Annotated in this window: 18 protein-coding genes; 2 read left to right on the forward strand and 16 right to left on the reverse strand. The window is 49.8% G+C overall.

The features are described from left to right. Positions 1-28: 28 nt before the first annotated feature. The 16 genes from HYI44_RS08745 to acnA form a co-directional block, all read right to left on the reverse strand. The gene (locus HYI44_RS08745) at positions 29-1201 is read right to left on the reverse strand and encodes a hypothetical protein (RefSeq protein ID WP_225569191.1); all 1173 of its coding nucleotides are present in this window, start codon (positions 1199-1201) and stop codon (positions 29-31) included. Positions 1202-1247: 46 nt separating this feature from the next. Continuing rightward, positions 1248-3425, reverse strand: a complete 2178-nt coding sequence (locus HYI44_RS08750; protein ID WP_225569192.1) for a bi-domain-containing oxidoreductase — start codon at positions 3423-3425, stop codon at positions 1248-1250. Between the two features lie 266 nt (positions 3426-3691). Continuing rightward, on the reverse strand, positions 3692-5047 hold the full coding sequence (locus HYI44_RS08755; protein ID WP_225569193.1) for a hypothetical protein: 1356 nt from the start codon (positions 5045-5047) through the stop codon (positions 3692-3694). Between the two features lie 49 nt (positions 5048-5096). Further along, on the reverse strand, positions 5097-6029 hold the full coding sequence (locus tag HYI44_RS08760; RefSeq protein ID WP_225569194.1) for a D-alanine--D-alanine ligase: 933 nt from the start codon (positions 6027-6029) through the stop codon (positions 5097-5099). Between the two features lie 18 nt (positions 6030-6047). Continuing rightward, the gene (locus HYI44_RS08765; protein WP_225569195.1) at positions 6048-7151 is read right to left on the reverse strand and encodes a glycosyltransferase family 4 protein; all 1104 of its coding nucleotides are present in this window, start codon (positions 7149-7151) and stop codon (positions 6048-6050) included. Between the two features lie 73 nt (positions 7152-7224). Then, a complete protein-coding gene (locus tag HYI44_RS08770; protein ID WP_225569196.1) occupies positions 7225-8367 on the reverse strand; it encodes an O-antigen ligase family protein in 1143 nt (380 codons plus the stop codon). 83 nt (positions 8368-8450) lie between these two features. After that, positions 8451-9752: a polysaccharide pyruvyl transferase family protein gene (locus tag HYI44_RS08775; RefSeq protein ID WP_225569197.1), complete on the reverse strand. Its 1302-nt coding sequence runs from the start codon at positions 9750-9752 to the stop codon at positions 8451-8453. Beyond that, positions 9749-10912 carry a hypothetical protein gene (locus HYI44_RS08780; RefSeq protein WP_225569198.1) on the reverse strand — a complete coding sequence of 388 codons (1164 nt, stop codon included), beginning with the start codon at positions 10910-10912 and terminating at the stop codon, positions 9749-9751. The genes HYI44_RS08775 and HYI44_RS08780 overlap by 4 nt, the downstream gene beginning before the upstream one ends. After that, entirely contained in the window at positions 10913-12175 is a 1263-nt protein-coding gene (gene wecC, locus HYI44_RS08785; protein WP_225569199.1) for a UDP-N-acetyl-D-mannosamine dehydrogenase, read from the reverse strand. It lies immediately after the preceding gene. Positions 12176-12241: 66 nt separating this feature from the next. Further along, complete coding sequence (gene wecB / locus HYI44_RS08790) at positions 12242-13375, reverse strand: non-hydrolyzing UDP-N-acetylglucosamine 2-epimerase (RefSeq protein ID WP_225569200.1); 1134 nt, start codon at positions 13373-13375, stop codon at positions 12242-12244. Between the two features lie 77 nt (positions 13376-13452). After that, a complete protein-coding gene (locus tag HYI44_RS08795; protein WP_412548477.1) occupies positions 13453-14844 on the reverse strand; it encodes an undecaprenyl-phosphate glucose phosphotransferase in 1392 nt (463 codons plus the stop codon). 735 nt (positions 14845-15579) lie between these two features. Beyond that, a complete protein-coding gene (gene rfaH / locus HYI44_RS08800; RefSeq protein ID WP_225569201.1) occupies positions 15580-16098 on the reverse strand; it encodes a transcription/translation regulatory transformer protein RfaH in 519 nt (172 codons plus the stop codon). A 69-nt stretch (positions 16099-16167) separates the two neighbouring features. Then, positions 16168-18402 (reverse strand): polysaccharide biosynthesis tyrosine autokinase, encoded by a 2235-nt coding sequence (locus HYI44_RS08805; RefSeq protein ID WP_225569202.1) that lies wholly within the window; start codon positions 18400-18402, stop codon positions 16168-16170. A 24-nt stretch (positions 18403-18426) separates the two neighbouring features. Further along, complete coding sequence (locus HYI44_RS08810; RefSeq protein ID WP_122838149.1) at positions 18427-18861, reverse strand: low molecular weight protein-tyrosine-phosphatase; 435 nt, start codon at positions 18859-18861, stop codon at positions 18427-18429. Between the two features lie 213 nt (positions 18862-19074). Further along, the gene (locus HYI44_RS08815; RefSeq protein WP_225569203.1) at positions 19075-19866 is read right to left on the reverse strand and encodes a CPBP family intramembrane glutamic endopeptidase; all 792 of its coding nucleotides are present in this window, start codon (positions 19864-19866) and stop codon (positions 19075-19077) included. Positions 19867-20225: 359 nt separating this feature from the next. Continuing rightward, a complete protein-coding gene (acnA, locus tag HYI44_RS08820; protein ID WP_225569204.1) occupies positions 20226-22967 on the reverse strand; it encodes an aconitate hydratase AcnA in 2742 nt (913 codons plus the stop codon). 222 nt (positions 22968-23189) lie between these two features. Here acnA and rlmM point away from each other — a divergent pair, with 222 nt between their 5' ends. Both rlmM and tusA read left to right on the forward strand, forming a co-directional pair. Then, a complete protein-coding gene (gene rlmM / locus HYI44_RS08825; RefSeq protein ID WP_045062387.1) occupies positions 23190-24263 on the forward strand; it encodes a 23S rRNA (cytidine(2498)-2'-O)-methyltransferase RlmM in 1074 nt (357 codons plus the stop codon). A gap of 265 nt (positions 24264-24528) precedes the next feature. After that, a complete protein-coding gene (gene tusA, locus HYI44_RS08830) occupies positions 24529-24780 on the forward strand; it encodes a sulfurtransferase TusA (protein WP_045062389.1) in 252 nt (83 codons plus the stop codon). Positions 24781-24837: the final 57 nt, after the last annotated feature.

Consider the following 24837-nt stretch of genomic DNA (forward strand, 5'->3'; position numbering starts at 1 on the left):
AGCCACATCCATGGGGCAGCCCAAGACTTCAATCCTTTGCATCATTAACCTCTGCACGATAACGGTTGTAGAAAGCCAGCGAGTAATATGCCCACGCTTGAGTCCATCGGGTGTAGTTGATGCGGTTGGTCAGCCAACGGGTTTGCTGATAAACGAACTGACCCTTTTCTGGTAGGTACATCAAGTTCAGCGCGCGTTGAACCACTTTGTCGCACAACTGCAGATCTCGAGTCGTGCCCCCTACCTTAAGCAAGGTAAACACGGCTTGAGCAAAACTGTGCATGTCGATTGGGAACACAGCATTGTTGTAATACCGTGCTGTCCCATCTTCCGTAAAAAAGGTATTTACGTAGTAAGCGTACCCCTGACGAATGCTTTCATCGAACTCGCCACTATCTGTAGCATCGCGAATCAGGCACAAAGCCTCCAGGTTATAGCCTGTGTGAAACCCATCAATAAACTGATGGTGATGGCGAGCGCCATACACCCAGGAGCCGTCAGTGGCTTGCTCTTCAACTGATTGACGTGCAACACGCAACGCTTGGTCGACCATTTCTTTATCGGCAAGCTGTTTTCCTGCAAAGGCGCACCAAGCAGCACCCCACAAGCTTGCGTTATGTACAAACGCCTGTTCGCCTGGAATGTAAGCATAAAAGCACCGACTGCCTGCTTCGGTATACAACTGATTCGAGATGAAGCGTGCGGCATCCAATGCTACGTCGATCAGGTGCTGATCTGCTGCCACGATACCTAGCTCGAAAAGCGCTCGTGCTACATAACAAGTGGTAATGATGTTGGGCTTACCTGCTGGGACGTAGAAAGCACGTGCCTGCCAATCGAAGTGATACCCCCAGCAACTGTGCTGCCATTGTTCCGGATCACTACGTTGAGTGAGCAGCCATTCCGCGAGTTCGTGAGCTTGCTGCAAATACTCGGCTGCACCAGTCCGCAGGTAGTCCTGCAGCAGGCCAGATATGAACAAACCCACACCTTTAGGATTGCGCTTTTTTGGTACCCGCATTAACGGGCGCAGATTGATCGGTGAGCGTTTGCCTAACTGCAGCCATGCAAGACGTACCCATTCACTGCGATAAAGCGGCGTCGCCCGGAGCAATGTACTATTTAGTGAGTCGAAAGGGTCGTAGCCAGCGAACTGATCCGCCCGGATAGAAGCAAGAAGCTTTGAATTCAGAGCAATCAAGTCGTGCATTCATACTGAAAGGGACATTGCTGTCCCTCCATCCATATTATTCAACGGTCAAAACGGCAGTGTCTACAGCTATCGCCACGCCTAACGCCAGTGACTCAACGGCCATTACTGTAGCAAGGCTAGTCGCCATGAGGCACTTGTATTCAACGCAAGGAGTACCAGATTTAAGGCCTTTTAACCAAGCACCAATCATGTGTTTTTGCCCCTTATCTTGAACGCCCAGCTTGTGCTGCTTGGCGTTGCTGTCGCCGCTAAACAACGTCACATCTTTGAAATCGTTGATTTGCGCGCTATGGCCTCCACCGAACACTTCGACATATTCCTTGGCCATCGCCTTGGAGCCATCTGCGGTGTAGGTGATATTTGCGATGCTGCCGTTTTCAAAGGTGAGGGACAGGCAGAGGTTGTCATTCAGCAATGCAGATTTCTCCGCTTTGCTCGTGCCCACAGCATAAACTGTTTTCACGTTACTTCCGACCAACGCAGAGGCAAGGTCAATAAAGTGACAACCCTCGCCAATCATACGACCACCGCCTACCTGTGGATCCTGTATCCAATGGTTGGATGGGATCGCGCCTGCATTGATGCGTATGTTGACCACCAGCGGGCTTTTCACTGCTGTGAAGTGCTCGATTACTTTTTGGGTCGCGGGAGCAAAACGGCGATTGAACCCTACCATTACCTGACATTTACCCGTCTGGATATAAGCCAGGTGAATTTCACTTAATTGCTCAACCGTCAGCGCCAGTGGTTTTTCGACGTATACGTGTTTACCGGCATTGAGCGCGTCGCGAACTGCAGCACCATGAGTATCATGTCGGGTGGTGACGACAATTGCATCCGTGTCGCCCTGCAGAAGCTCCGCATAGCTACCAGCACAGAAGCTGAAGCCGAACTGCTTAGCTACACCCTGAGCGGATCGGCCACTTGCCGTTACCAATCCGCTAAATGAAACCTGATTGCTGGCTTGCAGGGGGGGCAAAAGGCTAGCAGTCGCATAATTACCCGCACCGTAAAATGACAATTTAACTTTTTCGCTGCTGACAACTTCGGGTTTAACGCTGATCCGAGACGACTCGGTGAGATCCAGCGCTACAGGGTTGTACTGCAGCAGTATTCCCAGATAAGGTTCTGTCTTGCTGCCTTCAATCAGATGATATGCCAGCGCCGCGTCATCTACCGTGAAGCGATGAGTGATTAGACCCTTAATGTCCAATCGTCCTTGGGACACAAGCGTCAGGAACGTTTCCATATTACGCTGCTCGGTAAAGCGTACATATCCATATGGGTAGTCGTTGCCGTTTTCTTCGTAGAATGGGTCGTATCGGCCCGGACCGTAGGAACGCGAGATCACGACGCTGATTTCTTTCTTGAAATAATCTTCTCGCGGTATATCCATACGCACCGCACCGACAACCACAACCCGGCCTTTCTCACGGGTTACTGCACCGCACATTTCGATGACAGCGTTGCTTGAAGTACCTGCACAGACCAGTACTCCATCGACCCCATGCCCAGCAGTTAATGCATTACAAATATTTTGTATGTCACTGCCAGGCAAAACAGCTACGGCGCCGTACGATTTGGCGCGCGCTACTAATGCCGGATCGAGATCTGTGCCTATTACGTTACAACCATTCGCTTTGAGCAACTGAACTGCAATCTGCCCAAGCAAGCCTAACCCTACTACCAGAAAGGTTTCCCCAAGCAGAGGCTCCGCGAGACGGACACCTTGCAAGGCAATCGATCCAACTGTCGTAAATGCTGCTTCCTCATCAGAGACATTGTCGGGTATTTTAACGATGAGATTCTTAGGCACTGCTACAAACTCTGCATGGTTCGCATAGTCCGCGCCCCCGCACGCAACTCTGTCTCCCGGCTGAATACCTTCAACCATGCCACCTGCAGCGACGACAGTGCCAGCGCAGCTATAGCCTAGAGGAGATGGGGAATCGAGCCTAGAGTTCACAGTCTGTAATGTCTTCTTAAGCCCTTCGGTCCTGATCTTGCCAATTACCTGCTTTACCAGGTCTGGGCGAGCCTTTGCTTTTTGGAGAAGACTTTTTTTACCCATGTCAATTTTCGTCTTTTCAGTGCCTGCGCTGATCACAGAGACTGTATTGCGCACCAATACAAACCTGTCCGAGAGCGAAGGGACTGGCACCTCATTGATTTCGACAATACCCGTGCGTAGAGTTTGAGTAACTTGTTTCATTGGATGACTCGTGATTCAGCGAAAATTAAAAAAATTGAAATAATTTATTTTTTGTCTTCTAAATATTGATAACTGAAGAAATGATAAATTATTATCAATTACGGTTGGTATCTATTTAACATGCCTGAAGACTTGCCACTAATGGCTGGGCAGCGAATTCTCAGTGCGTACGGCATTCTACAAATTAGAGCTGACACTGAGGTCGCTTTTTTATGTTAAGTTGTGTAAATAATTATGATAAAAGAAAGCTACGATAGAGCAATGATTTACTCAGGGGTAAAATCCGATATGACGAGTTTTGCTTTTCCTCTAGGCGTTCGCTCAACTTTATCAACTATTTGGAATCTTATAGGCAAGGAGTTACCTATCCGATCCCGAAGTTTCTTTTCAAGGGATATAAGGTTTCTATTGTCCCAGTCAATGCTGGGCACGTACCTAATAGTTAAAGCCCCAGCATGATCTTGATATATTTGAGCCTCCGATAATCCCGGAGTACTGTGGAACGGTCCGGCGAGGGATGCGACTCGCTCCCCCCCAGCTAGCGTAATATAATCGGTGAATCTTCCATCAATGCTTGATACTAGGCGACCAGGTCTTCCACACGCACAACGTCCTTCTTTTGGCGTAGCAATGTCGCCTGTAGAGTAACGTATAAGCGAGAAGGCATCGTTGCAAAATGATGTTCCAACAATCAAGCAGTTGTCGGATTCTTCTTGCTTAATATATTCGACAAAACTAAAGTCTTCGTCAGTGTGAAGGTTGCCATTAGGGCACTGGGAAATGTTCGCGACTCCCTCCATTAGTCCATAATGTTGTATAGGTTTTGTTCCAAAAACCTGTATTAAGACTTTTTCTTGCCAGTCTTGGAGGTTTTCCGATCCAATTGTTAACCAGCGGACTGTGTGTCCCAGTTTCAAATTATGATCAAGCATTAACTTGGCTAGCAGCGAAAGAGCTGATGGGTTGCCATGGATCCATGGGGCCTTAATTTTGTTCAAAGACTCAACGTAAGACGACACAGTTTTTTCAGAAATATGAAAAACGCTAAATCGATATTCATTGTATGCATGATTCGCTCGATAGAATCTTTGCGTCTCGTGGGAGGGAACGATCGGCGTCGATGAAAATAAGGCACATTTCGTCCATTGTTCAATGCCAAACCGCGCGCGGTATCGCCACCATACCGCCCATTGCTCCGAGTCAAATTTTTTAGATGCGGGAAAAACTAAAGATTTTCCAGTAGTTCCAGAAGTGGAAATTATTTTATCGCTTTTAAATGTAGATCTTGTTTTAAAGGCCTCCGGGTTTTCCGAGACAGATCCCTTATATGTTATAGGGATTTTTTTGAAATTTTTATCGTCACACAGTTCTGACCAGTGTGCGCCAATAGATTCGAATAATTTAGAATAATAAGGAGTGCTAGCCGCTCTTTCTAAAGCATGACTAATTTGCAAGTTTTGGAATGCGAGAGATTGATCTTCACTCCATTTTTCACGTTCAAGTTGAGCAGAAAAAACTTGTCGGAAATAGCTGTCGTATCGAACCCGTTTTTGTTTTAGTCCGGCAAGACTGACTGCTACATCTTGGATAATCGCTGGAAGTTTGTTGTAAAAATCTTTCACTCTATAACTCTCCTTAAAATTTTATGATAAACACTCAAGTGTCGAATATTTATCTCTTTTCAAGGGTGCCTGATAAGATGGCAATAACGAGTTGACAAAAATCCAATCCAGCCGCTTTCGCTGCCATGGGAAATAGGCTGTGATCTGTCATACCAGGAATGGTATTTACTTCTAATAACCAAAACCTGCCTTGATCATCTTGCATGACGTCAGCTCTAGCCCAGTCTCTAATATCTAGAGCTCGACACGCTCGTTCTACGAGATCTTTCAGCGAGAACTCTTCATCTGCGCTTAATCCACTTGGTATTTGATATGACGTATCGTTAGCCAAATATTTAGCATCAAAATCATAGAACTCATGATTGGTCCCTACTCGGATCGGTGGAAGAATTTCTTTGCCAAGTATTCCTACAGTGAATTCAGGGCCGGAGATAAATTTTTCGACCAGAATCTTGCTATCGTATTTCCCCGCAGTTTGCCATGCGCCAATAAGTTCATCGAGACTATTAACTTTAGATATCCCAATGCTAGAGCCCTCATTAACGGGCTTAACTACTAATGGGAATCCCAGACTCTCCGATATTTTGCTACAGTCATTAGCTGATATCGGCACCGAGTGCTGTGGTGTCAATAGTCCCAGGCCGTGCCAAATCTGTTTGGTACGTAACTTATTCATAGCCAAGGCAGATGAAAGCACTCCGCTTCCTGTGTAAGGAATGCCTGCATACTCAAGCACACCTTGGATGGTTCCGTCCTCGCCGCCGCGGCCGTGCAGCATAATGAACGCGCGGTCAATTTTTTGAGAACTGATCGTTTCTAAAAAATCAGTCCCTACGTCAATTCCAAAAGCGTCAACACCAACGCTTTTGAGCGCGGTAAGAACAGCATTGCCTGACTTGAGGGAAACCTCACGTTCAGCGCTATTGCCACCGAAGAGGACAGCTACCCGACCGAAAATTGATGTGTCTATTGTCGTATTCATAATGAAATTATTAGTTCGTTATTTTGAATTGAGGAAATTGTCGAATGAGGCGCATAATTTTTTCTCAAAATGTTCAGTGGTGTACAATTTTGTAAATTTATCCCTGCCATTTTTAGCGCATTGTTTTGCATAATCTGGACTTTCAATATATTTCATCATGGCTTCAGCAAGAGCTTCTGGTGAGGTTTCGTGGAGTATGTCACCAGTAACACCATGATCAACGATTTCTGCTATCGCACCCTCGTTAGTGGAAATAACAGCTAGCCCGGTTGCCATCGCCTCAAGTATTGTTAGAGGGAAACAATCATTTTTCGTAGGCAAAACAAATACGTCGGATGAGCACAATTCATAGATCTTGTCCTTCCCGTACTTGGGCCCAAGAATTTCTATTCTCCGAGCTAGATTTGGAGTCAAAAGTGTTTTTAATTCTTCGGCATACGCTGAAGTACTTTCCTTACCTATTATTTTCACTTGAAAAAGGTTGCTATAACGGTCGTCGATTAACTCTACCGCGCGAATCAGAATATCTGCACCTTTTGCACGAATTAGATTTGAAAGATACACAAAAGTGATTATGTTTTTTTGGGGAATGTTAGATGGGAACTCAGGGGCTTCGATTCCATTTGGAATGGAAATAATCGGCATTTGTGGATCTCGAATTCCATCTACGTCTGAGAAAAGCCTATCCGACAAATGAATGATGCTCACGCGCTTGAAAACTTTTGTATAAATTACGCGTTTGAATCGCGAGTTTGTTGATTCTTTATTTATCCCTTTACCATGTAGATGAAATACTAATTTTCCACCGAGCGCTTTGAGTATCAGTGCTAGCAGTCCATCCTTGTAGAATGCTAATCCATGGGGGCTTAAAGTTATGTAAACTAGATCCGGTTTGAATTTAAGAAAGGCAAAGATTGATCGCGAAAAAATAACAAATAGTTTAATTATTTTATTAAAACTTGGCTTTCCGATATCGGCCAGATCGCTTGCGGGTGATATATTTACAAACTCTGTAGCGTATTTTTCGTTTATTAACGGGCTGAGCTGGATGCTCTTATTCACTGCAGAGGCGCCGTGAATTGGTGGAGGAAGCTGTACAAGGAACAATATTTTTGCTTTCAAGATTCGGCGCCTAAGTAACCTGATTAACAAAAGTATGTTAATACTGCTCGTGATTTAAAACACAGACTATCGATTAAGCCTGATTGTTGTTGATTTTCGCCAATGTTCTAGAAGAAAACTGATACATTAATCCCATCGTAAACCAATAGTTTCCTGCGTATAGCGGAGACTCCAACACTACATTGAATAATGCCGAGTTTACAAACATTGCGCTTGCAAGTATGAGAGATAATGTTATGCCATTAGTTATTTTGTCTTGGTTTGTTCTTAGCGATTTTATTGCGCGAGCGAACAGCTGGCAATGAATTAAAGTTGTCAGTATCAGTCCAACAGTTCCAAGTCTTAACAAAATGAAGAAAAATGAGTTATGAGTTCCTAGCGTGTATTCTGTAAAACGTGAACCGTCATCGGTAGTTACAAAGCTAGGGATGTTGGCCAAGTCAAACAGCGGGGTCGCGAATCCTATGCCGAAAATTGGATGGTGAAGAAATACCTCATTGAAGAGATATATCCACAGCATGAGTCGCCAAGTTGAGTTGTTGTCGCCACCAATGCCGTCGTAACCCACTGCCAAAAACTTGTGGAGATATGGCGCGAGGAGATAAAGTGAGGCCATAAAGCATGCTATGGCGAGCATCAGCATTTTTTTCCCGAAAAGCTTCCTCATCTGCGGATAGCTGATCATTGCATAGATTGCCAACGCCACTATTAAAGCCGTGTAGGAGGTAGAGCCACCTTTTATCAAGCAGAATAGTACAATAATCGCTATGAAATATTTCTTGTAGTCACCGGCAATAATTGCAAACAAAACCTGAGGCGTGAGCCGAAATCCAGTAACAAACAAAGAGATCCATGCAAAATACCTGGTTTGATTTCGAAATTTGATTATGCCTTGAGTTTTGAACTGTTTTAAACAGTACACGCCTAAAAAGAAGCTGAATATTGAATACCAAACCGGCATAGTTCTCAGTGCTAAATATGGCTGAGTTTCCATTATCGCCGGAATAGAGATGCAGAGCTCAAAGATACCGTAGAAAATAAAGATATAAATGGTCGACAGGCTTTTTTCAAACTTTAATGTCTTTACCTTTGTTGATAGCAAAATAATTAGGCCTAGGGCCGAAAATATTTCATTGTTGTATATGTAGCGTTCAGAATTCGGAAATATTAGAGAAATTCCGTACACTATAAATATAACAATCGCCAGTGGTCTCACTTTATTCTATTTCCGTTTTTTGAAGGCTGATAACGTTAAGCGGATTATTCAAATTCATATTTATATGTCGATATAAAGATATTTTATTTCGTGTTTGTAGTATCTGTTAAGTGGCCGGTTATTACCTGCTTCATGGAGCTAACTAATTCGCCTTTGATGGCGGGTAATTTATCATTAAGTTGAGCTATGATTTCAGCACTATTGAGAATAGCTTCTCTAAATAGTGTTATCAGTTCGTCACTGGTGATGTGGTCGATGTGAATCATGTAATCGGCCATTCCAAGACGGCTCATTATCCCTTCCGATTTCGTGCCATGATAAGCAATATTAATCGATGGGGTTAATGCACCGAGAGAGAAGATGGTCGAATGCAGCCTTGTGCCCACAACCAAATTCATTCTTGAATAAATGAGTTTCAGCTCTCGAGGAGAAAAATCTTTTGCGATATAAATTACATTTTCGTTATCGGGGAATGAAGATTTTAATTTGCTCAATACGGTTCGGTCGTCTTCGCCTGCAGTTGGTCCAGTAACTTGCGCGACTAGGTATACTTTGTATCCATCCTTCAATGCTGTTTCTATTAAAGCTTCGAGTGCATCGAAGTAATTACTCTTTTTTGTTGAGTCTTCGAATTTATGTGGTCTCGCGGTAATCGCAATTTTAGGTGTTTCTCCAAAGTCATCGCAGAGATCTTGGTTGCTATAGTTGAGAGCGAAAGCGGAGTCACTAATGATTTGTATGTTTGAAGATTTTTTCCTGATGTATTTAAGGCATGAACTTTCTCTAAGATAAATGCCGTCAATTTTCGGCATTATCACTCTAAATAGAAAGTCTGCGGTTTTATTCTGAAATGGGCCGATTGACTGTGAAAAAATATAGATTTTAACTGAAAATCTTTTAGCTAGGTAAAATGGAAATATCATTCGGATAAAGAATAAATTTCCACGCAGTCCTTTAAAAGAGTACAGGAAGCTTCCGCCTTTGCTGATTACTCGTTCACTTTCTATAAAACATTTAAAAGAAGCATATTCACTTTTGTTGTAGATCAACTTAGCAATCGTCTTGCTTCCGGAAATGAGCACGATAATATTTTTTATAAAACTGATAATGAATCGAAAGGGTTTAGTCAGTTTTTCCCCTATACTTGCCGCATCGCTGGTGCTTTTCTGCCCTGGCTCAGGGAAAAATGAGGGGTGCATATTGGATATGGTTTTTCTAGTGTGATGATGCTCCTCTTTAAATCTAATGTCGTCATGGGCAAACGTCGAAATACCTGAAATATCACAATCTGGATTGATCTCCGTGATTAAGTCAACGATGGAGGCGATAATTCCAGTATCACCTCGGTTGTGATCGGAGTAACAATGTATTAAAGAGATTTTCATTTGCTTGTTTTATTAACCATGCGAAGTAGGTAGATTGACGATAAGCCAACAATTAATTCAGCAAGTCCCAGGGTGTATATGTACGACGAAATGTGGGCTTGGTTGATTTTTAGAATGCTGGTTGTTACAAGAATGAATGCGGCGGCCAAAAATATAGGTACGGCAATAAGCCTGTCGCGGTTCACCGCAAATAATTTAGTGAATGCCGTAGTAAAGCTGCTAGATAGCACTGTTATTATTGTGAGATCGATCAGTATTTGATATGAAAGCGCGTTTATCTCAATCTGCAAATAATCTATTAAGTACTTCGAAGCCCAGAGGCCTCCGATAGCCACCATCAAAACTCCGAGAATGACTGCGTCATAACGCGCGTTGGACTTCTCGGTGATAATTTTCTTATAGTAAACTTGTACTATGACGCGCTTCAGAGAGAAGAGTATGAAATATATTTTGTATATTTCGAAGTAATATACGTGTTCTTCTACTGTTATGTTTTTGTTTATGAGTAAGATGAAGGATGGTCTGATGTTGTTGTATATAAATATTAAAATGGCTATGAAGCCAATGGTTTTCATGACTGGTAAGGAGGGAATGCTCGGCATCACAAAGTATCTAGTTTCCAGATACCGCGATGTCAGCAAGCCACATGTAATAAAACTGATCGTCCACGCGGTAGTAATCTGAAGCGCACTTATTTCAGTGCTTGTATAAAAAATAATCCCAAGCATTAACGTGCTAAATACAATGGATCTGGCAAAGGCTACTATACTGCCTTTTATCGGTTTGTTTATCGCGTAGAGCGCAAAGTCTCCAGATAGTGCGATCGCGATGCTTGAAAGACCAAGGAGATAAAGTTCGCGCTTCGTTAAATAGTACAGGACAAGCGAAAGCATACTGACTATTAACGATAGCGTAATGCGAAATCCCTGTGTTTCATAATAATGAGGGCGCCAAGGGCCCTCTGTGCTTGCTATTTTCCGGGAGGCGTCTTGTACTACCCCGAGAGAAATAAGTGCAGATATTATCGTCAAATAACTTTCGTATACGTTTACCTGGGATATGGTTTCTGGAGCCGCTTGGTTGATAATTACGTAAGTGTAAATTAAAGTTACAGCGTAGCCGGCTCCAGTTATGAAAAGTGTTTTTAGAAGAGCCGTCATTCACCAAATACCGCGAGTGTCAATCACCTTGCTTTTTTCGGGGATTTTCGATTCATATCCGCGAAATTCCTTGTGATCCACTAGCAGAAGTAAGATGTCTGATTCGCCTGCAGTCTGCTCGAGCGTTTTGAGTTCAATCTTCCCAGATAGCGTCACTGGTAATTCGACGATATTTGGCTCGACAGCAAGAATTCTGCCCGGATGCTCTTGTGTCAATTGCTGAACGATTGACACTGCTGGGCTTTCACGCAAGTCATCAATGTCCGGTTTGAAAGCTAGACCAAAACATGCAATGGTCAATTCACTTGCTGTTTTATGTGGATTGGCCTGAAGCAACTCGGCTACGGCAAGTTTAACTTTGTCGATGACCCACTGCGGTTTACTATCATTCACTTCCCGGGCGGTACGGATAAGGCGTGCCTGTTCCGGCGTTTTGCTTACTATGAACCAAGGATCAACGGCAATGCAGTGGCCGCCTACTCCAGGACCGGGTTGCAGAATGTTTACGCGTGGATGGCGGTTGGCGAGTCTGATCAATTCCCAGACGCTGATATCCAGTTTGTCGCAGATCATTGACAATTCATTTGCGAAGGCAATGTTCACATCGCGGAAGCTGTTTTCAGTAAGTTTGCACATTTCCGCAGTGCGAGCATTAGTGACAATGCACTCGCCTTGAACAAAAACCTTATAAAGGTTAATTGCTGATTCGGAACACTTCGGCGTCATGCCACCTATTACTCGATCATTCTGAACCAATTCACGAAGTACGTGGCCGGGTAGGACACGCTCAGGGCAGTGAGCTATACGAATATCAGAGTTTTCGCCGTGCGTTTGAGGGAAGGTTAGGTCAGGGCGAGCGTTGGCGAGCCAGGCTGCCATTTGTTCGGTAGCGCCCACCGGAGAGGTCGATTCCAGAATGACTAAATCGCCTTTCTTGAGTACCGGGGCGATGCTCTTACTGGCCGACTCTATGTAGCTCAGATCTGGCTCATGATCGCCTTTAAAAGGAGTGGGCACGGCAATTAGAAAAGCATCGGCAGGTTCTGGCTTAGTTGTAGCGCGCAGGTACCCTTCAGTCACGGCCGCGTGCACAATCATATCTAGGTCTGGTTCAACGATGTGGATCTGGCCGCGATTAATGATATCTACTGCGGTTTGGTTTACGTCCACTCCGATTACTTGTTTTTTGCGCGAGGCGAATACAGCCGCTGTGGGTAAGCCAATATAACCGAGACCAATTACGGAAATGGTGGAGAAGGGCATGAAACATCCTTGATTTAGAATCTTTTTGATTTCGTGGCTTTGAGTTACTAACCAACGAAGTAATGACTATTTATTCGAAGCGTGATGGTCGTGCAGTCGGGTGAGGATGCGTTGACAAGCGTCACCATCACCGTATGGGTTATGAGCAACGCTCATAGTGCGGTAAGCCATATTGTTGGATAGCAGATGGTTGAGCTCGCGAACGATATTTGCGGTTTCGGTACCTACCAATTTCACCGTGCCCGCCGCAACCGCTTCCGGCCGCTCTGTCGTGTCGCGCATTACCAGCACGGGTTTGCCCAGTGATGGCGCTTCCTCTTGAATGCCACCCGAGTCTGTTAAAATAATATATGCGCGACTCATGAGGTAGACGAATGGAAGGTAGTCCAGCGGCTCGATCAAATGGACATTATCGATCCCAGTCAATAAGCGATTGACAGGTTCACGGACGTTTGGGTTGAGGTGTACTGGATAAACAATATCAACCTCAGGATGTTGCTTAGCAACCTCTGCGAGCGCCTGGCAAATTCGTTCGAACCCGCCCCCGAAACTTTCTCGACGATGGCCCGTAACAAGAATCAGCTTCCGGCTGGGATCGAGAAATGCCGTAGGTTCTGCAGCTTCCTCTCGCAATTTGGAATTTTCATCGAGGCGCGCGATAACGCCATACAAAGCGTCGATTACGGTATTGCCTGTTACTACGATGGTTTCAGGGTTGACGCCTTCACCTAGCAGGTTAGCTTTTGACGTGGCAGTTGGGGCGAAGTGCAGGCTTGCTAATACTCCAGTCAGTTTGCGATTACCTTCCTCGGGCCACGGTGAGTAAAGGTTACCGGTGCGGAGACCTGCTTCCACGTGTGCTACAGGTATCTGGTGGTAGTAGGCAGCAAGACTGGTCGCGAATGTTGTCGCGGTGTCTCCGTGGACTAAAACGAAATCCGGTTTGAAATCCGCAAACACGCTTTTTAACCCTCGCATGATAGCGGTGCTAACGTCGGTTAAATCTTGACCGGGCTTCATGATATTCAGATCGAATTCTGGATGGATCGTAAAGAGTTCTAGCACTTGGTCGAGCATTTCTCGATGTTGGCCTGTGACGCAGACCTTCGCTTCGAAGCGATCGTCTGCCGCAAGTGCGAGAACCAGAGGTGCCATCTTAATAGCTTCGGGGCGGGTGCCGAAGACGCACAGGATTTTCATTAATGGCGGGCCGTCATTTAAGTATGAGTTGGTTTTTTAAGCGGGAATCAAATAAGGGAAAGCAAATTTCTCTAATTTCAATATATATTCTTTGATAACAGAGTGAACGGTGTCTTAATCAATATTTTGATATCTAGCCACAACGACCAGTTATTTATGTATGCAAGATCGAGCTCTACGCGTTTTTCCATTTTATCAAGAGTTTCGGTCTCACCGCGAAAACCGCTGATTTGTGCTAACCCTGTGATCCCTGGTTTAATTCTATGGCGTGCCATATAGGCGTCGATTTTACCGGTGTAATAATCGTTATGAGCTATGGCATGAGGCCGTGGGCCAACTAGTGACATGCGCCCCTGAAGCGCATTAAAAAGTTGTGGTAATTCGTCGATAGAGGTCCGTCGTATAAATTGGCCTACCCGGGTAATGCGCGGGTCCCCTCGGCTAGCCTGCTTGACCTCTAGGTCGTTATGTACACGCATGGAGCGAAATTTCCACACCTTGATAATCTTTCCATTCCATCCATGGCGTTTCTGTTTGAATAGTACTGGCCCTGGCGAGGAAAGCTTCACTGCGATCGCTGTAGCCAGAAGAAGCGGACTGAGTATCACTATTGCAATAAAGGCAACTGTGCGGTCTAGCACTGCTTTAGAGAGAGCGGCGGTAGGGTAGGATGTAAGAGGGCTTTCATTTAGGTGAATCGCTGGTAGACCTTCAATCTCTGATACGGAGTGATTGAGCAAAATTAAGCTCTGCAGGTCTGGAATCCATATAACGTCGACGCTGGAATCCAGTAAATCGATGTAGAGCTCCTCTATCTTAGCGGCTTCAGTCAATGGTAATGCGATGTAGAGACGACGGATTCGATATGTACTTATCAGATCGCGAAGGTGTGCGAGACTGCCAAGGATTGGATAAGGGCTTTCATTCAATGGCGGTAAATCGTCTGCAGCTACCAAACCTTTCAACGGCTCGTTTTTTTGCCGAACAATTTTATCCGCTAGATCAAGCGCTAAGTCACCAGTGCCAACAATCAGCGATGTACGTGCTGCCTGAAGCTTTTGCTGATAGCGCTTAGCTAAATTATGTAAAGGTACATACAAGCAGGCTTGAATTACAAAACCTGTAAGAGCGAGGGTTATGATAACCTCTCGTGAGAATAGTTCACTAGTCTTAGTGATAAACGCCACGACCATTAAACCTGATAGCAACGCCAACCAACCGGCAAGTAGTCGCCCGAGTCCGACTAGATAGCCATGCTGCTTATGATACACCTGCATAATTGAGTAGGCCGGAACAGAGCCGAGCAGCATCAGCAGGCTTAGGATGCGATACTGGGTATCTACTTCTCCTGTTTTTATTACTGCCAGCGCGCAGAGCAGAAGAATAAGTACAGAAATCGCAGCTAGCCATTGCGTCCAGAAAGTCAGGCCGCGACCTGCAGGCATCGTTGTATTGCGCTTGCGAATCAAGATAGTGTCCCTTGCGTTGAAATGGGCATAGCCATCCAGGCTGTACCCGCGGTACGGAAGCATGACATCCGTACGCTTGAGTAACTTCTGGGCCTTAGGCACAGATCGATCTTTGTCGTGGCGTTCCCGTCATCCGTGTCAGGGGACGCAATTCGCCTTGGCCGATATCAAGGTTTTGGGCACGCTACCGCCCCAGGATTCACCGTTGGTTTCCTGAAAACGTGCGCCGTGGGTGCGACATGAGTCGTATGCACAAGCGCTGGCAATTTTTTGGGGTGAGGATCAATCAGGCAGGCCGAGTCTTGGCTCAGTTAATGGCAAGCAGAGGAGATGAGTCTGTCCTTGACTGCTGCACAACGCTATGACTGTGCAATGGCATCCTGCCGAAATGAGAAGTTACCTCAGCCGACGGCGCATTTTACTGATTTGGTGGGAAAAGTGAAGGGCAAAACAGTTTTATAAGAAAGATCCTATAGACGGAGCTGTAGGTTTTTTGTGATGGATCACAACGGTGGCATCTGAAGTCACCGGCGAGTTTTAGGATTTTTTCGGGGGGGGCACTGGATGCAGGGCGGGGCATTGAAGCGAGGTTGTGTGGCGCGTGTAAAGGATGGTATTGCGGCTCAAGTGATCGGTGTTACGAAGGATATTACATCAAAAAACATCGCGGCCTTCGGCAGCGTCTACGGACGTGGGGAAGAATGGATTGTTTTTGTTTTTTAGGTTGAAGAGGTGTCAGGTTTTTTCTATCGCGGTGATCGGGACGCTCAGGGTGTGTTCGCGGTGTAGGAGTTGCAGAAGGATTACGATGCGTTCGGCGCCGTCGTGGGAGAGGAAGATGGCCTCGAGTTCTTTGTAGCAGCCGCTGTTGATGCGCACTTGGTCACCGGGTTCAAATGCTATGGAGTCTTCTGGCGGGGCGGTGAGTTGATTCCGACTCCGTTGTTGGAGTTGTTCGATGAGTTCATTAGCTACGGCGATCGGCTGTTTTCCGAATGTGACTAGTTGGTTGACTCCCCTAGTTGAGCGGATCGGGTGCCAGTTGTCGTTAAGCTGATCGAGCTGGATGAACAGGTACCCTGGGAATAATGACTCCACCGAAGTGGTCCGGCGGCCGCGTTGGATGCGTTCGACGTGTTGGGTGGGGCGGTAGCACTTGAAGGCTTGACGCGTCAGGTTTTCCTCCGCACGTGAGTCTTGTCGCGGCTTGCACTGGATCAGATACCAGCGTGGTGGCGGGTGCTGAGGGGGCATGCGGGAAATTCTCTTAGGCAGATCAGGGCAGAATCGCTGCCCTGATTGTTCGGGTGTCTTGGTCGGGTGTTACTTGTCGGATGCGTATTCGTACTGGTAGTAGCTGTAGTTGCCGTAACCATAAGCTGAAGCTTTGCGCTCTACCGCGTTGAAAATCGCGCCTTTAACTACGATACCATTCTGTTCAAAGCGACGCTTTGTCACTTGAATTTCCTTCGCCGCGTTAACGCCGAAACGGGTAACAATCAGGCTCGTACCAGCCTGCCGTCCTACGAGCGCCGCATCTGTAACCGCCAGTATCGGCGGGGTGTCGATTATCACCAAGTCGTACTGATTGCTAACTGTTTCCAAGAACTGGGTGAAATTACTATGCATTAGTAGTTCTGATGGATTTGGTGGGATCTGCCCACGCGTGATGAAGTTTAGGTTTTCCACTTCGGTGACATGGGTCGCGGTGGCTAAGTCGATTTTCCCAGACAATAGGTCTGATAGACCATTGCTCACTTCTAAACGGAATAATTTGTTCAGATAGCCTTTACGCATGTCGGCGTCGACGAGTAGAACCTTTTGTCCAGTCTGGGCGATGATAGCGGCCAAGTTGCATGAAACGAAGGATTTACCCACCGCCGGACTAGGGCCGGATATCATGAGGATGTTATTCTTCGCTTCTAACGTCGCAAAGTGTAGGCTAGTACGTAAACTTCGTAGGGATTCTACAGCTAGGTCTGCAGGGTTGTTTATCGCCAATAGGAGCGATCCGGAGCTAGCGCGCCCGGTTCCTTTCCCGCTGCACTCAATCAAAGATTGTCCTTTGCTTAGAGGAATGGATGCGTAGACCGGAATTCCTAGTTGTTCAATGACTTCTGGGTCTTCGATGCCGCGATTGAGTGCTTTACGAATGAGCACGTAAATTATGCCAACTAATAAGCCGAGCAGCGTGGCAATCAGCACAATTAGAGGTTTTTTCGGTTTCACCGGTTCTTCGATATTGGCATCCGCCGAATCAATTACGCGGACGTTTCCTACCGTTCCCGCGCGTACAATGTCCAGCTCTTGGGTTTTGTTCAGGAGTTGCGTATAAATTTCAGTTGTTACCTGCATGTCGCGAGCTAGTCTTAGCAATTCCTGCTGAGTTTCTGGCAGGTTTTTGATTTTTTTCTCTAATGCAATTTTTTGTCCGGCTAGTTGGCCCATTTGAGTCATCAAGGCTTGGTAAGCTGGGTGTTCACGAGTGAAGCGGTGCTCCATCTCTGCCTGCTTTAACTTAAGCTCTGAGATCAGTGTTTCTAGGGCTACAATTTGATCAAGGACGGCTTTTGTTTCGATGGTAATGTCCACTGAGCGGGCACTAGTCTGATAGGAGTTCAGTTGCCCTTCTGCTTTTTCCAATTGTTTACGCACATCTGGTAATTGGGTACGCAGAAACTCTAAGCTTTGTGCTGCCTCGGCAGAGTTGCGCTGCACGTTTTGCAAGACGTATAGCTGGCTAACCTCATCAAGTATCTTGCTAGCCTGTGCAGGGTCAGCGCTCTCAAGAGACAGCGCAATGATGCCGGATTCTTTTCCTCGCTCGCTGGCATCCAGACTTGTTTGGTACTGGAGGATGGTGCTAAGGCGACGTTGCTTGGTTACGTAAAAGAGTCCCCCGGGATTTGCAACTAACTTAGCGATTTGCACCTTGAAACCATTTTGTTCGATTTTTTCGCCAGTTTTCCCATTCACGAGTAGCTTCTCGTCCTCGTTGAACAGACTGAAGCTCTCGTCGCCCTCAGCACGGAGAGTTAGTGCCTTCCCTAAATATTGATCTGGCACATCGAGTTGAAATATTTCGATGTTTTCTCCGCCCCATGCAAAGCTGTTCAAGCCGAATAATGGAGAGGCGAGAGGGTTCGAGCTCGTTGGTTGGAAACGTCGGCTTAAGAAGCGGCCAATCTGAGGGAAATAATTTGGCGTGATGATGATGTCGAGCTTCAAGTTCTCGACGGCCTTGCCAAGTACTGCTCGAGACTTCAGCAGCTCAATTTCCGTCACCGCCGCAGACGTGCCTCCGAACATCTCACTCGCGTCCCCCATTCCACCTAGCGCGGCCATGCCTCCTTTCTTTTTCTCGACTTGGACCAGAGCGTTCGCTTGATATATCGGTGTTGACAGTAGTGCATACGCCACGCCGATTGAACAAAAAAACGCAGTAATACCGATAATAATCCACTTACTATCAATCAAAGTGCCGAATAGCGCGAGCAGATCGATGTTGTCATCGTCGTCGCTGTGATCCTGAATAGGTAGGCTGTTTTGGCTTGGCATGCGGGGTACTTTTACAAGAGGTGATTATAATTTTTGCGACCAGCTGTCGACGCCTTGCGTCATCAACTGGTAGACGTGTTCGAATGCGACTTTCTGCTGGCGGTACGGGTCGGGAATTTCCTGGTTGTTCTGCCACTTGCCTAGCAGGAACGTCTTTCCGCGTACTTCCGGGGCCATTCGCGCGATGCTGTCCACGTGGCGCTGTTCCATGGTCAGTATTACATCGGCCTGTTGCAGCATTTCTCGAGTCAATTGCCGACCTTTATGGTCTGGCAGGTCGCCGCCGTGCTCGCGCAGGACTTCCAGCGCGGTGGCGTCCATGGATTTGTCCACGAGGGCGCCGAGGCCGGCGGAGCTTACGTCGATGCCGCGATGAGCCAGCTTGCTTTTAAGCAGGGCTTCTACGGTGGGGCTGCGGCAGATGTTGCCGATGCATACAACCAGGATTTTATTGAACATAGGGCTGCGCAGGTTACGGAAACGAGTGTGGTGACCGCACGGGCAGCAGGAGGAGGGGGATGGAATTCCTTTCCAGCGCAACAGTACGGCCTTCTCCGGTGCACTAATGCTGCCGGGGCCATTTTAAAAGCGTGCACTCTAGTGGCGTAGGGGGGGAGGGTCAAGGCTCTGTAGGAACTTTCTGTCATACGGACGTTTGCTTGGCCGTGATGGCTATCCCGCCAGCATTGGGTAGGTGAACAACCCGAAGTGCAGCAGGTTTAACCCGAAATGCGTGGCGATGGCGGCGGCCAGTCCGCCGAAGCGGTAGGCCAGGCCGTAGCCGATGCCGGCCAGGGTTGCCAGCAGCACCCACTGCCCGCCGGCGCCCCAGTGCGCCAGCCCGAAAACTGTTGCAGCAAGTAACACGGCGAGGTGTTCGCCGTAGGGCAGGTGTTTGAGTCGTTGGCTCAGGCCGCCCTGTATATAGCCGCGAAACAGGGCTTCTTCTACCAGGGTGACTAATAGCAGGTTGTTGAGGAGCCAGATGCGCGCGACGTCGGGCCATTTGGGGGCCCATTCGATGATGCCCAGCAGCCAGGCGCAGGTGAAGGTGGCGACTGCGGTGAGTGTCAGGGCGATGGCGCTGGTTTTCAGGGTTGGGCTGAAGGCGCGTTGGGCGATGAGCCAGGGGCAGGCGAGCAGCAGCCAGAAGCCGAGCAGGGGTTTGTCGAGGTTGAGGTACATCGAGAAGGGCACGGCGTTGTCGCTGAAGCGTTGGGGCTCGATGACCTGGGCGTTGTGGAAGCCGGGCAGGTAGTGGAGGGCCAGGGCTATTGCGATGAGCACGAACAGGCTGTGGCCGAGGTAGCGGGCGTAGCGGTGGTTTTGGGGTTGGACGGCGAAGCCGGCTAGCAGGAGCAGGGTGATGGGGATGCTGGCCTGCAGGGACAGTTGACCGTAGGTGAGCGCCAGGACGTAGCCGGCGGTGAGGAGTGTCAGGTATGGCCAGGGCATTACGAGCATGAACATTTCCTTGTTTCAGGTTAGCTCGCTTTAGTGTGGGGCATTTAGGCAGATAGGGTCGTGGATCCTGCATTTCAAAATTGATGACGACACCGAGTACTAGCTGCGGTTTGACCCAAGCACCGATGCTTTTAATAGCGCGAATACTGAGCACAGGGATATATCGTTAACCTCCATCGCGAGCAAGCTTGCACCTACAGTGGATTGGGTTTGGTCGTGGGAGATTGGTTGGCTGTGAGGGCGCCATCGCCAGCAGGCTGGCTCCCACAGTGGTTCGAGTGCATTCAAGTCATTGGTTGAAAGGGCTCCAGGCGCCGTTACCGAAGAAACAGGGCCTGAAGCACCAACATCGTCCTCAGTTACGAAGCAATCAACTGGCGCAGCACGTAATGCAAAATCCCTCCCGATTTAAAGTACTCAACCTCATTTAGCGTATCAATTCGGCACAGCACATCGACCTTCTCGCGGCTGCCGTTTTCCCGGGTGATGACCAGGGTCAGGTTCATGCGTGGTGTGAGTTCGACGCCGGTCAGGCCGAGGATGTCGAGGGTTTCCTTGCCGGTGAGGTTGAGGCTTTTGCGGTTCTGGTCGAGTTTGAATTGCAGGGGCAGTACGCCCATGCCGACCAGGTTGGAGCGGTGGATGCGTTCGAAGCTTTCGGCGATGACGGCTTTGACGCCCAGCAGGTTGGTGCCTTTGGCGGCCCAGTCGCGGCTGGAGCCGGTGCCGTATTCCTGGCCGGCGATGACGACTAGCGGGGTGCCGGCGGCCTGGTAGCGCATGGCGGCGTCGTAGATCGCGACTTTTTCGCCAGTGGGGATGTAGATGGTGTTGCCGCCTTCTTCACCGCCGAGCATTTCGTTGCGGATGCGAATGTTGGCGAAGGTGCCGCGCATCATCACTTCGTGGTTGCCACGGCGCGAGCCGTAGGAGTTGAAGTCCCGGGGATCCACGCCTTTGCTGCGCAGGTATTGGCCGGCGGGGCTGTCGACCTTGATGTTGCCGGCCGGGGAGATGTGGTCGGTGGTGACGGAGTCGCCGAGCATGGCGAGGACCCGGGCGCCGGCGACATCCTTGATCACAGGCGGCGGGCCGCCGATGTCGTCGAAGAACGGTGGGTGCTGGATGTAGGTGGAGTCGTCCTGCCAGACGTAGGTGGCGGCCTGCGGCACTTCGATGGCTTGCCATTGTTCGTCGCCGGCGAACACTTCGGCGTATTCCTTGTGGAACATGGCGGTGTTGACCTGGTTAACGGCGTCGGCGATTTCCTGGGTGCTGGGCCAGATGTCGCGCAGGTAGACCGGGTTGCCGTCCTGGTCGTTGCCCAGGGGTTCGCTGCTGATGTCGGTGCGCACGGTGCCGGCCAGGGCGTAGGCGACGACCAGCGGCGGGGAGGCGAGCCAGTTGGTTTTCACCAGCGGGTGCACGCGGCCTTCGAAGTTACGGTTGCCGGACAGCACGGAGGCAACGGTGAGGTCGGCTTTCTGGATGGCTTTTTCGATTGGTTCCGGCAGTGGGCCGGAGTTGCCGATGCAGGTGGTGCAGCCGTAGCCGACCAGGGCGAAGCCGAGTTGATCGAGGTATTGGGTCAGGCCTGCGGCCTTGTAGTAGTCGGTGACGACTTTCGAGCCGGGGGCCAGGGAGGTTTTGACCCAGGGTTTGCGGGTCAGGCCTTTTTCCACGGCTTTTTTCGCCACCAGGCCCGCGGCCATCATCACGCTGGGGTTGGAGGTGTTGGTGCAGGAGGTGATGGCGGCGATGACCACGGCGCCGTTTTTCAGGCGGTAGGTGTGGCCGTCGTATTCGTAATCGGTTTCGCCGACCAGGTCGGCGTTGCCCACGGCCACGCCACCGCCGCCTTCACTTTCCAGGCGACCTTCTTCCTTGCTGGTGGGTTTGAATTGCAGATCGATGAAGTCGCTGAAGGCCTGGGCGACGTTGGGCAGCGAGACGCGGTCTTGCGGGCGTTTCGGCCCGGCGAGGCTGGCTTCGACGCTGGACATGTCCAGGGCCAGGCTGTCGGTGAACGCCGGTTCCTTGCCCGGCAGGCGCCACAGGCCCTGGGTTTTGCAGTAGGCCTCGACCAGCTTGACGGTTTCTGGCGGGCGGCCCGAGAGGCGCAGGTAGTCGAGGGTGACGTCGTCCACCGGGAAGAAGCCGCAGGTGGCGCCGTATTCCGGGGCCATGTTGGCGATGGTCGCGCGGTCGGCCAGGGGCAGGTCGGCGAGGCCGTCGCCGTAGAATTCGACGAATTTGCCGACCACGCCTTTCTTGCGCAGCATCTGGGTGACGGTGAGCACCAGGTCGGTGGCGGTGATGCCTTCCTTGAGCTTGCCGGTGAGTTTGAAGCCGATGACTTCCGGAATCAGCATGGACACCGGTTGGCCGAGCATCGCCGCTTCCGCTTCGATGCCGCCGACGCCCCAGCCGAGTACGCCCAGGCCGTTGATCATGGTGGTGTGGGAGTCGGTGCCGACCAGGGTGTCGGGGAAGGCGTAGGTGCGGCCGTCTTCATCTTTGGTCCAGACGGTGCGCCCCAGGTACTCCAGGTTGACCTGGTGGCAGATGCCGGTGCCCGGTGGCACGACGCTGAAGTTGTCGAAGGCGCTCTGGCCCCAACGCAGGAAGGCGTAGCGTTCGCCGTTGCGCTGCATTTCGATGTCGACGTTCTGCTCGAAGGCGCCGGCGCTGCCGAATTTGTCGACCATCACCGAGTGGTCGATGACCAGGTCCACGGGGGATAGCGGGTTGATGCGTTGCGGGTCACCGCCGGCCTTGGCCATGGCGGCGCGCATGGCGGCCAGGTCGACCACGGCGGGGACGCCGGTAAAGTCCTGCATCAGTACGCGGGCGGGGCGGTACTGGATTTCCCGATCGGAGCGGCGCTCCTTGAGCCAGGCGGCAATGGCCTTGAGGTCGGCGCCGGTGACGGTTTTTTCATCTTCCCAGCGCAGCAGGTTTTCCAGCAGCACTTTTAACGACATGGGCAGTTTGTCGAGGTCGCCGAGGCTCTTGGCGGCGTCGGGCAGACTGAAATAATGGTAGGTCTTGTCGTCGATTTGCAGGGTCTTGAGGGTTTTCAGGCTATCGAGGGACGGCATTACGATCACTCCTTTTGATCCGCACGGCTACGGACTGAGGGGACGAACTGAGGTCTTAACCTAGTCCTGTTTGCGGCTTAACGCTAATAACTGGACTCTATGGACAGGTCCAAGGTTCCGAACTCGGCTATCATGCGCCGGTTTTCGTGACAGGCTTTGCTTCAACGCAAGCCTGGGCATCGCGCAGTGGCTGAATTCCTCGTCATCTGCCCAGGAGTAATAATGAACACCCTCTTTATGCATTGCCGGCCGGGCTTCGAAGGCGAAGTCTGCTCCGAGATTTCCGAGCATGCGGCCCGTTTGAACGTGGCCGGTTATGCCAAGGCCAAGACTGCCAGCGCCTTTGCCGAGTTTATCTGCACCGAGGAAGACGGCGCCGAGCGCCTGATGCGCGGGCAGCGGTTTGCCGATTTGATTTTCCCGCGCCAGTGGGCTCGCGGGATGTTTATCGAGCTGCCTGAGACTGACCGTATCAGTGTGATCCTGGCGCACATGGCTGACTTTCCGCTGTGTGGCAGTTTGTGGCTGGAGATGGTCGATACCAACGATGGCAAGGAGCTGTCGAATTTCTGCAAGAAGTTCGAAGTGCATTTGCGCAAGGCGCTGATGGCGGCGGGCAAGTTGGTGGAAGACCCGCTCAAACCGCGGTTGCTGCTGACGTTCAAGAGTGGCCGCGAAGTGTTCATGGGGTTGGCGGAGTCGAACAATTCGGCGATGTGGCCGATGGGCATTCCACGGTTGAAGTTTCCCCGCGAGGCGCCGAGTCGTTCGACGTTGAAGCTGGAGGAGGCGTGGCACCACTTTATCCCGCGGGATCAGTGGGATGAGCGGTTGCACAGTGACATGACCGGTGTGGACCTGGGGGCGGCGCCGGGCGGCTGGACCTGGCAGTTGGTGAACCGCGGCATGCTGGTGACGGCGATCGATAACGGGCCGATGGCGGAAAGCCTGATGGAAACCGGGTTGGTCCAGCATTTGATGGCGGATGGTTTCACCTTCAAGCCCAAGCAGCCGGTGGACTGGATGGTGTGCGACATCGTCGAGAAGCCCGCGCGCAATGCGGCGATGCTGGAGGAGTGGATTGGCGAGGGGCATTGCCGTGAGGCGGTGGTGAACCTGAAGTTGCCGATGAAGCAGCGCTATGCCGAGGTGAAGCGCTTGCTCGAGCGGATTGCCGAGGGCTTCAAGGCGCGGGGCATTCGGGTGGAGATTGGCTGCAAGCAGCTGTATCACGACCGCGAAGAGGTGACCTGTCATTTGCGCAGGATTGATGTAAAGAAGCCCAAATCCCGCTAACCCCACACCCCCGTAGGAGCTGCCGAAGGCTGCGATCTTTTGATCTCGATCTTCACCAGCCTTAAAAGCCCCAAAGACCGCCGTCCTCGTAGGAGCTGCCGAAGGCTGCGATCTTTTGATCTTGATCTTCAGCAACCTTGAAAGATAAAGATCACGATCAAAAGATCGCAGCCTTCGGCAGCTCCTACAGGGAGAGCGTGTTATGCCACAGATGACCGAACACCCGACATTGCGCGACAATGTCGGCCAGTTTCAGGAGTGAATCATGAGTGAAATGCTTGATACGCCGGTCGACGGCACCCTCGACGCCACCGGCCTCAACTGCCCGGAGCCGGTGATGATGTTGCACCAGCACATCCGTGACCTGGTGCCTGGTGGTCTGCTTAAGGTGATTGCCACCGACCCGTCGACCCGGCGTGACATTCCCAAGTTTTGTGTGTTCCTCGACCATGAACTGGTCGGGCAGCATGAAGAGGCAGGTACCTACCTCTACTGGATCCGCAAGAAACTCGCTTAAGCCTGGATGAGCACCTTGTGGGAGCTGGCTTGCCAGCGATGGCGATGGTGAATGTGG

The organism is Pseudomonas sp. Y24-6 (assembly GCF_020295325.1).
GTDB lineage: Bacteria > Pseudomonadota > Gammaproteobacteria > Pseudomonadales > Pseudomonadaceae > Aquipseudomonas > Aquipseudomonas gregormendelii.

Bases quoted from the DNA above. Each gene is read 5' to 3' on its own strand.
- rfaH (WP_225569201.1), bottom strand. From the start codon at position 16,098: ATGCCCCCTCAGCACCCGCCACCACGCTGGTATCTGATCCAGTGCAAG.
- rlmM (WP_045062387.1), top strand. From the start codon at position 23,190: ATGAACACCCTCTTTATGCATTGCCGGCCGGGCTTCGAAGGCGAAGTC.
- HYI44_RS08780 (WP_225569198.1), bottom strand. From the start codon at position 10,912: ATGACGGCTCTTCTAAAAACACTTTTCATAACTGGAGCCGGCTACGCT.
- wecC (WP_225569199.1), bottom strand. From the start codon at position 12,175: ATGCCCTTCTCCACCATTTCCGTAATTGGTCTCGGTTATATTGGCTTA.
- tusA (WP_045062389.1), top strand. From the start codon at position 24,529: ATGAGTGAAATGCTTGATACGCCGGTCGACGGCACCCTCGACGCCACC.
- HYI44_RS08815 (WP_225569203.1), bottom strand. From the start codon at position 19,866: ATGCTCGTAATGCCCTGGCCATACCTGACACTCCTCACCGCCGGCTAC.
- HYI44_RS08805 (WP_225569202.1), bottom strand. From the start codon at position 18,402: ATGCCAAGCCAAAACAGCCTACCTATTCAGGATCACAGCGACGACGAT.
- HYI44_RS08810 (WP_122838149.1), bottom strand. From the start codon at position 18,861: ATGTTCAATAAAATCCTGGTTGTATGCATCGGCAACATCTGCCGCAGC.
- HYI44_RS08750 (WP_225569192.1), bottom strand. From the start codon at position 3,425: ATGAAACAAGTTACTCAAACTCTACGCACGGGTATTGTCGAAATCAAT.
- wecB (WP_225569200.1), bottom strand. From the start codon at position 13,375: ATGAAAATCCTGTGCGTCTTCGGCACCCGCCCCGAAGCTATTAAGATG.
- acnA (WP_225569204.1), bottom strand. From the start codon at position 22,967: ATGCCGTCCCTCGATAGCCTGAAAACCCTCAAGACCCTGCAAATCGAC.
- HYI44_RS08760 (WP_225569194.1), bottom strand. From the start codon at position 6,029: ATGAATACGACAATAGACACATCAATTTTCGGTCGGGTAGCTGTCCTC.
- HYI44_RS08775 (WP_225569197.1), bottom strand. From the start codon at position 9,752: ATGAAAATCTCTTTAATACATTGTTACTCCGATCACAACCGAGGTGAT.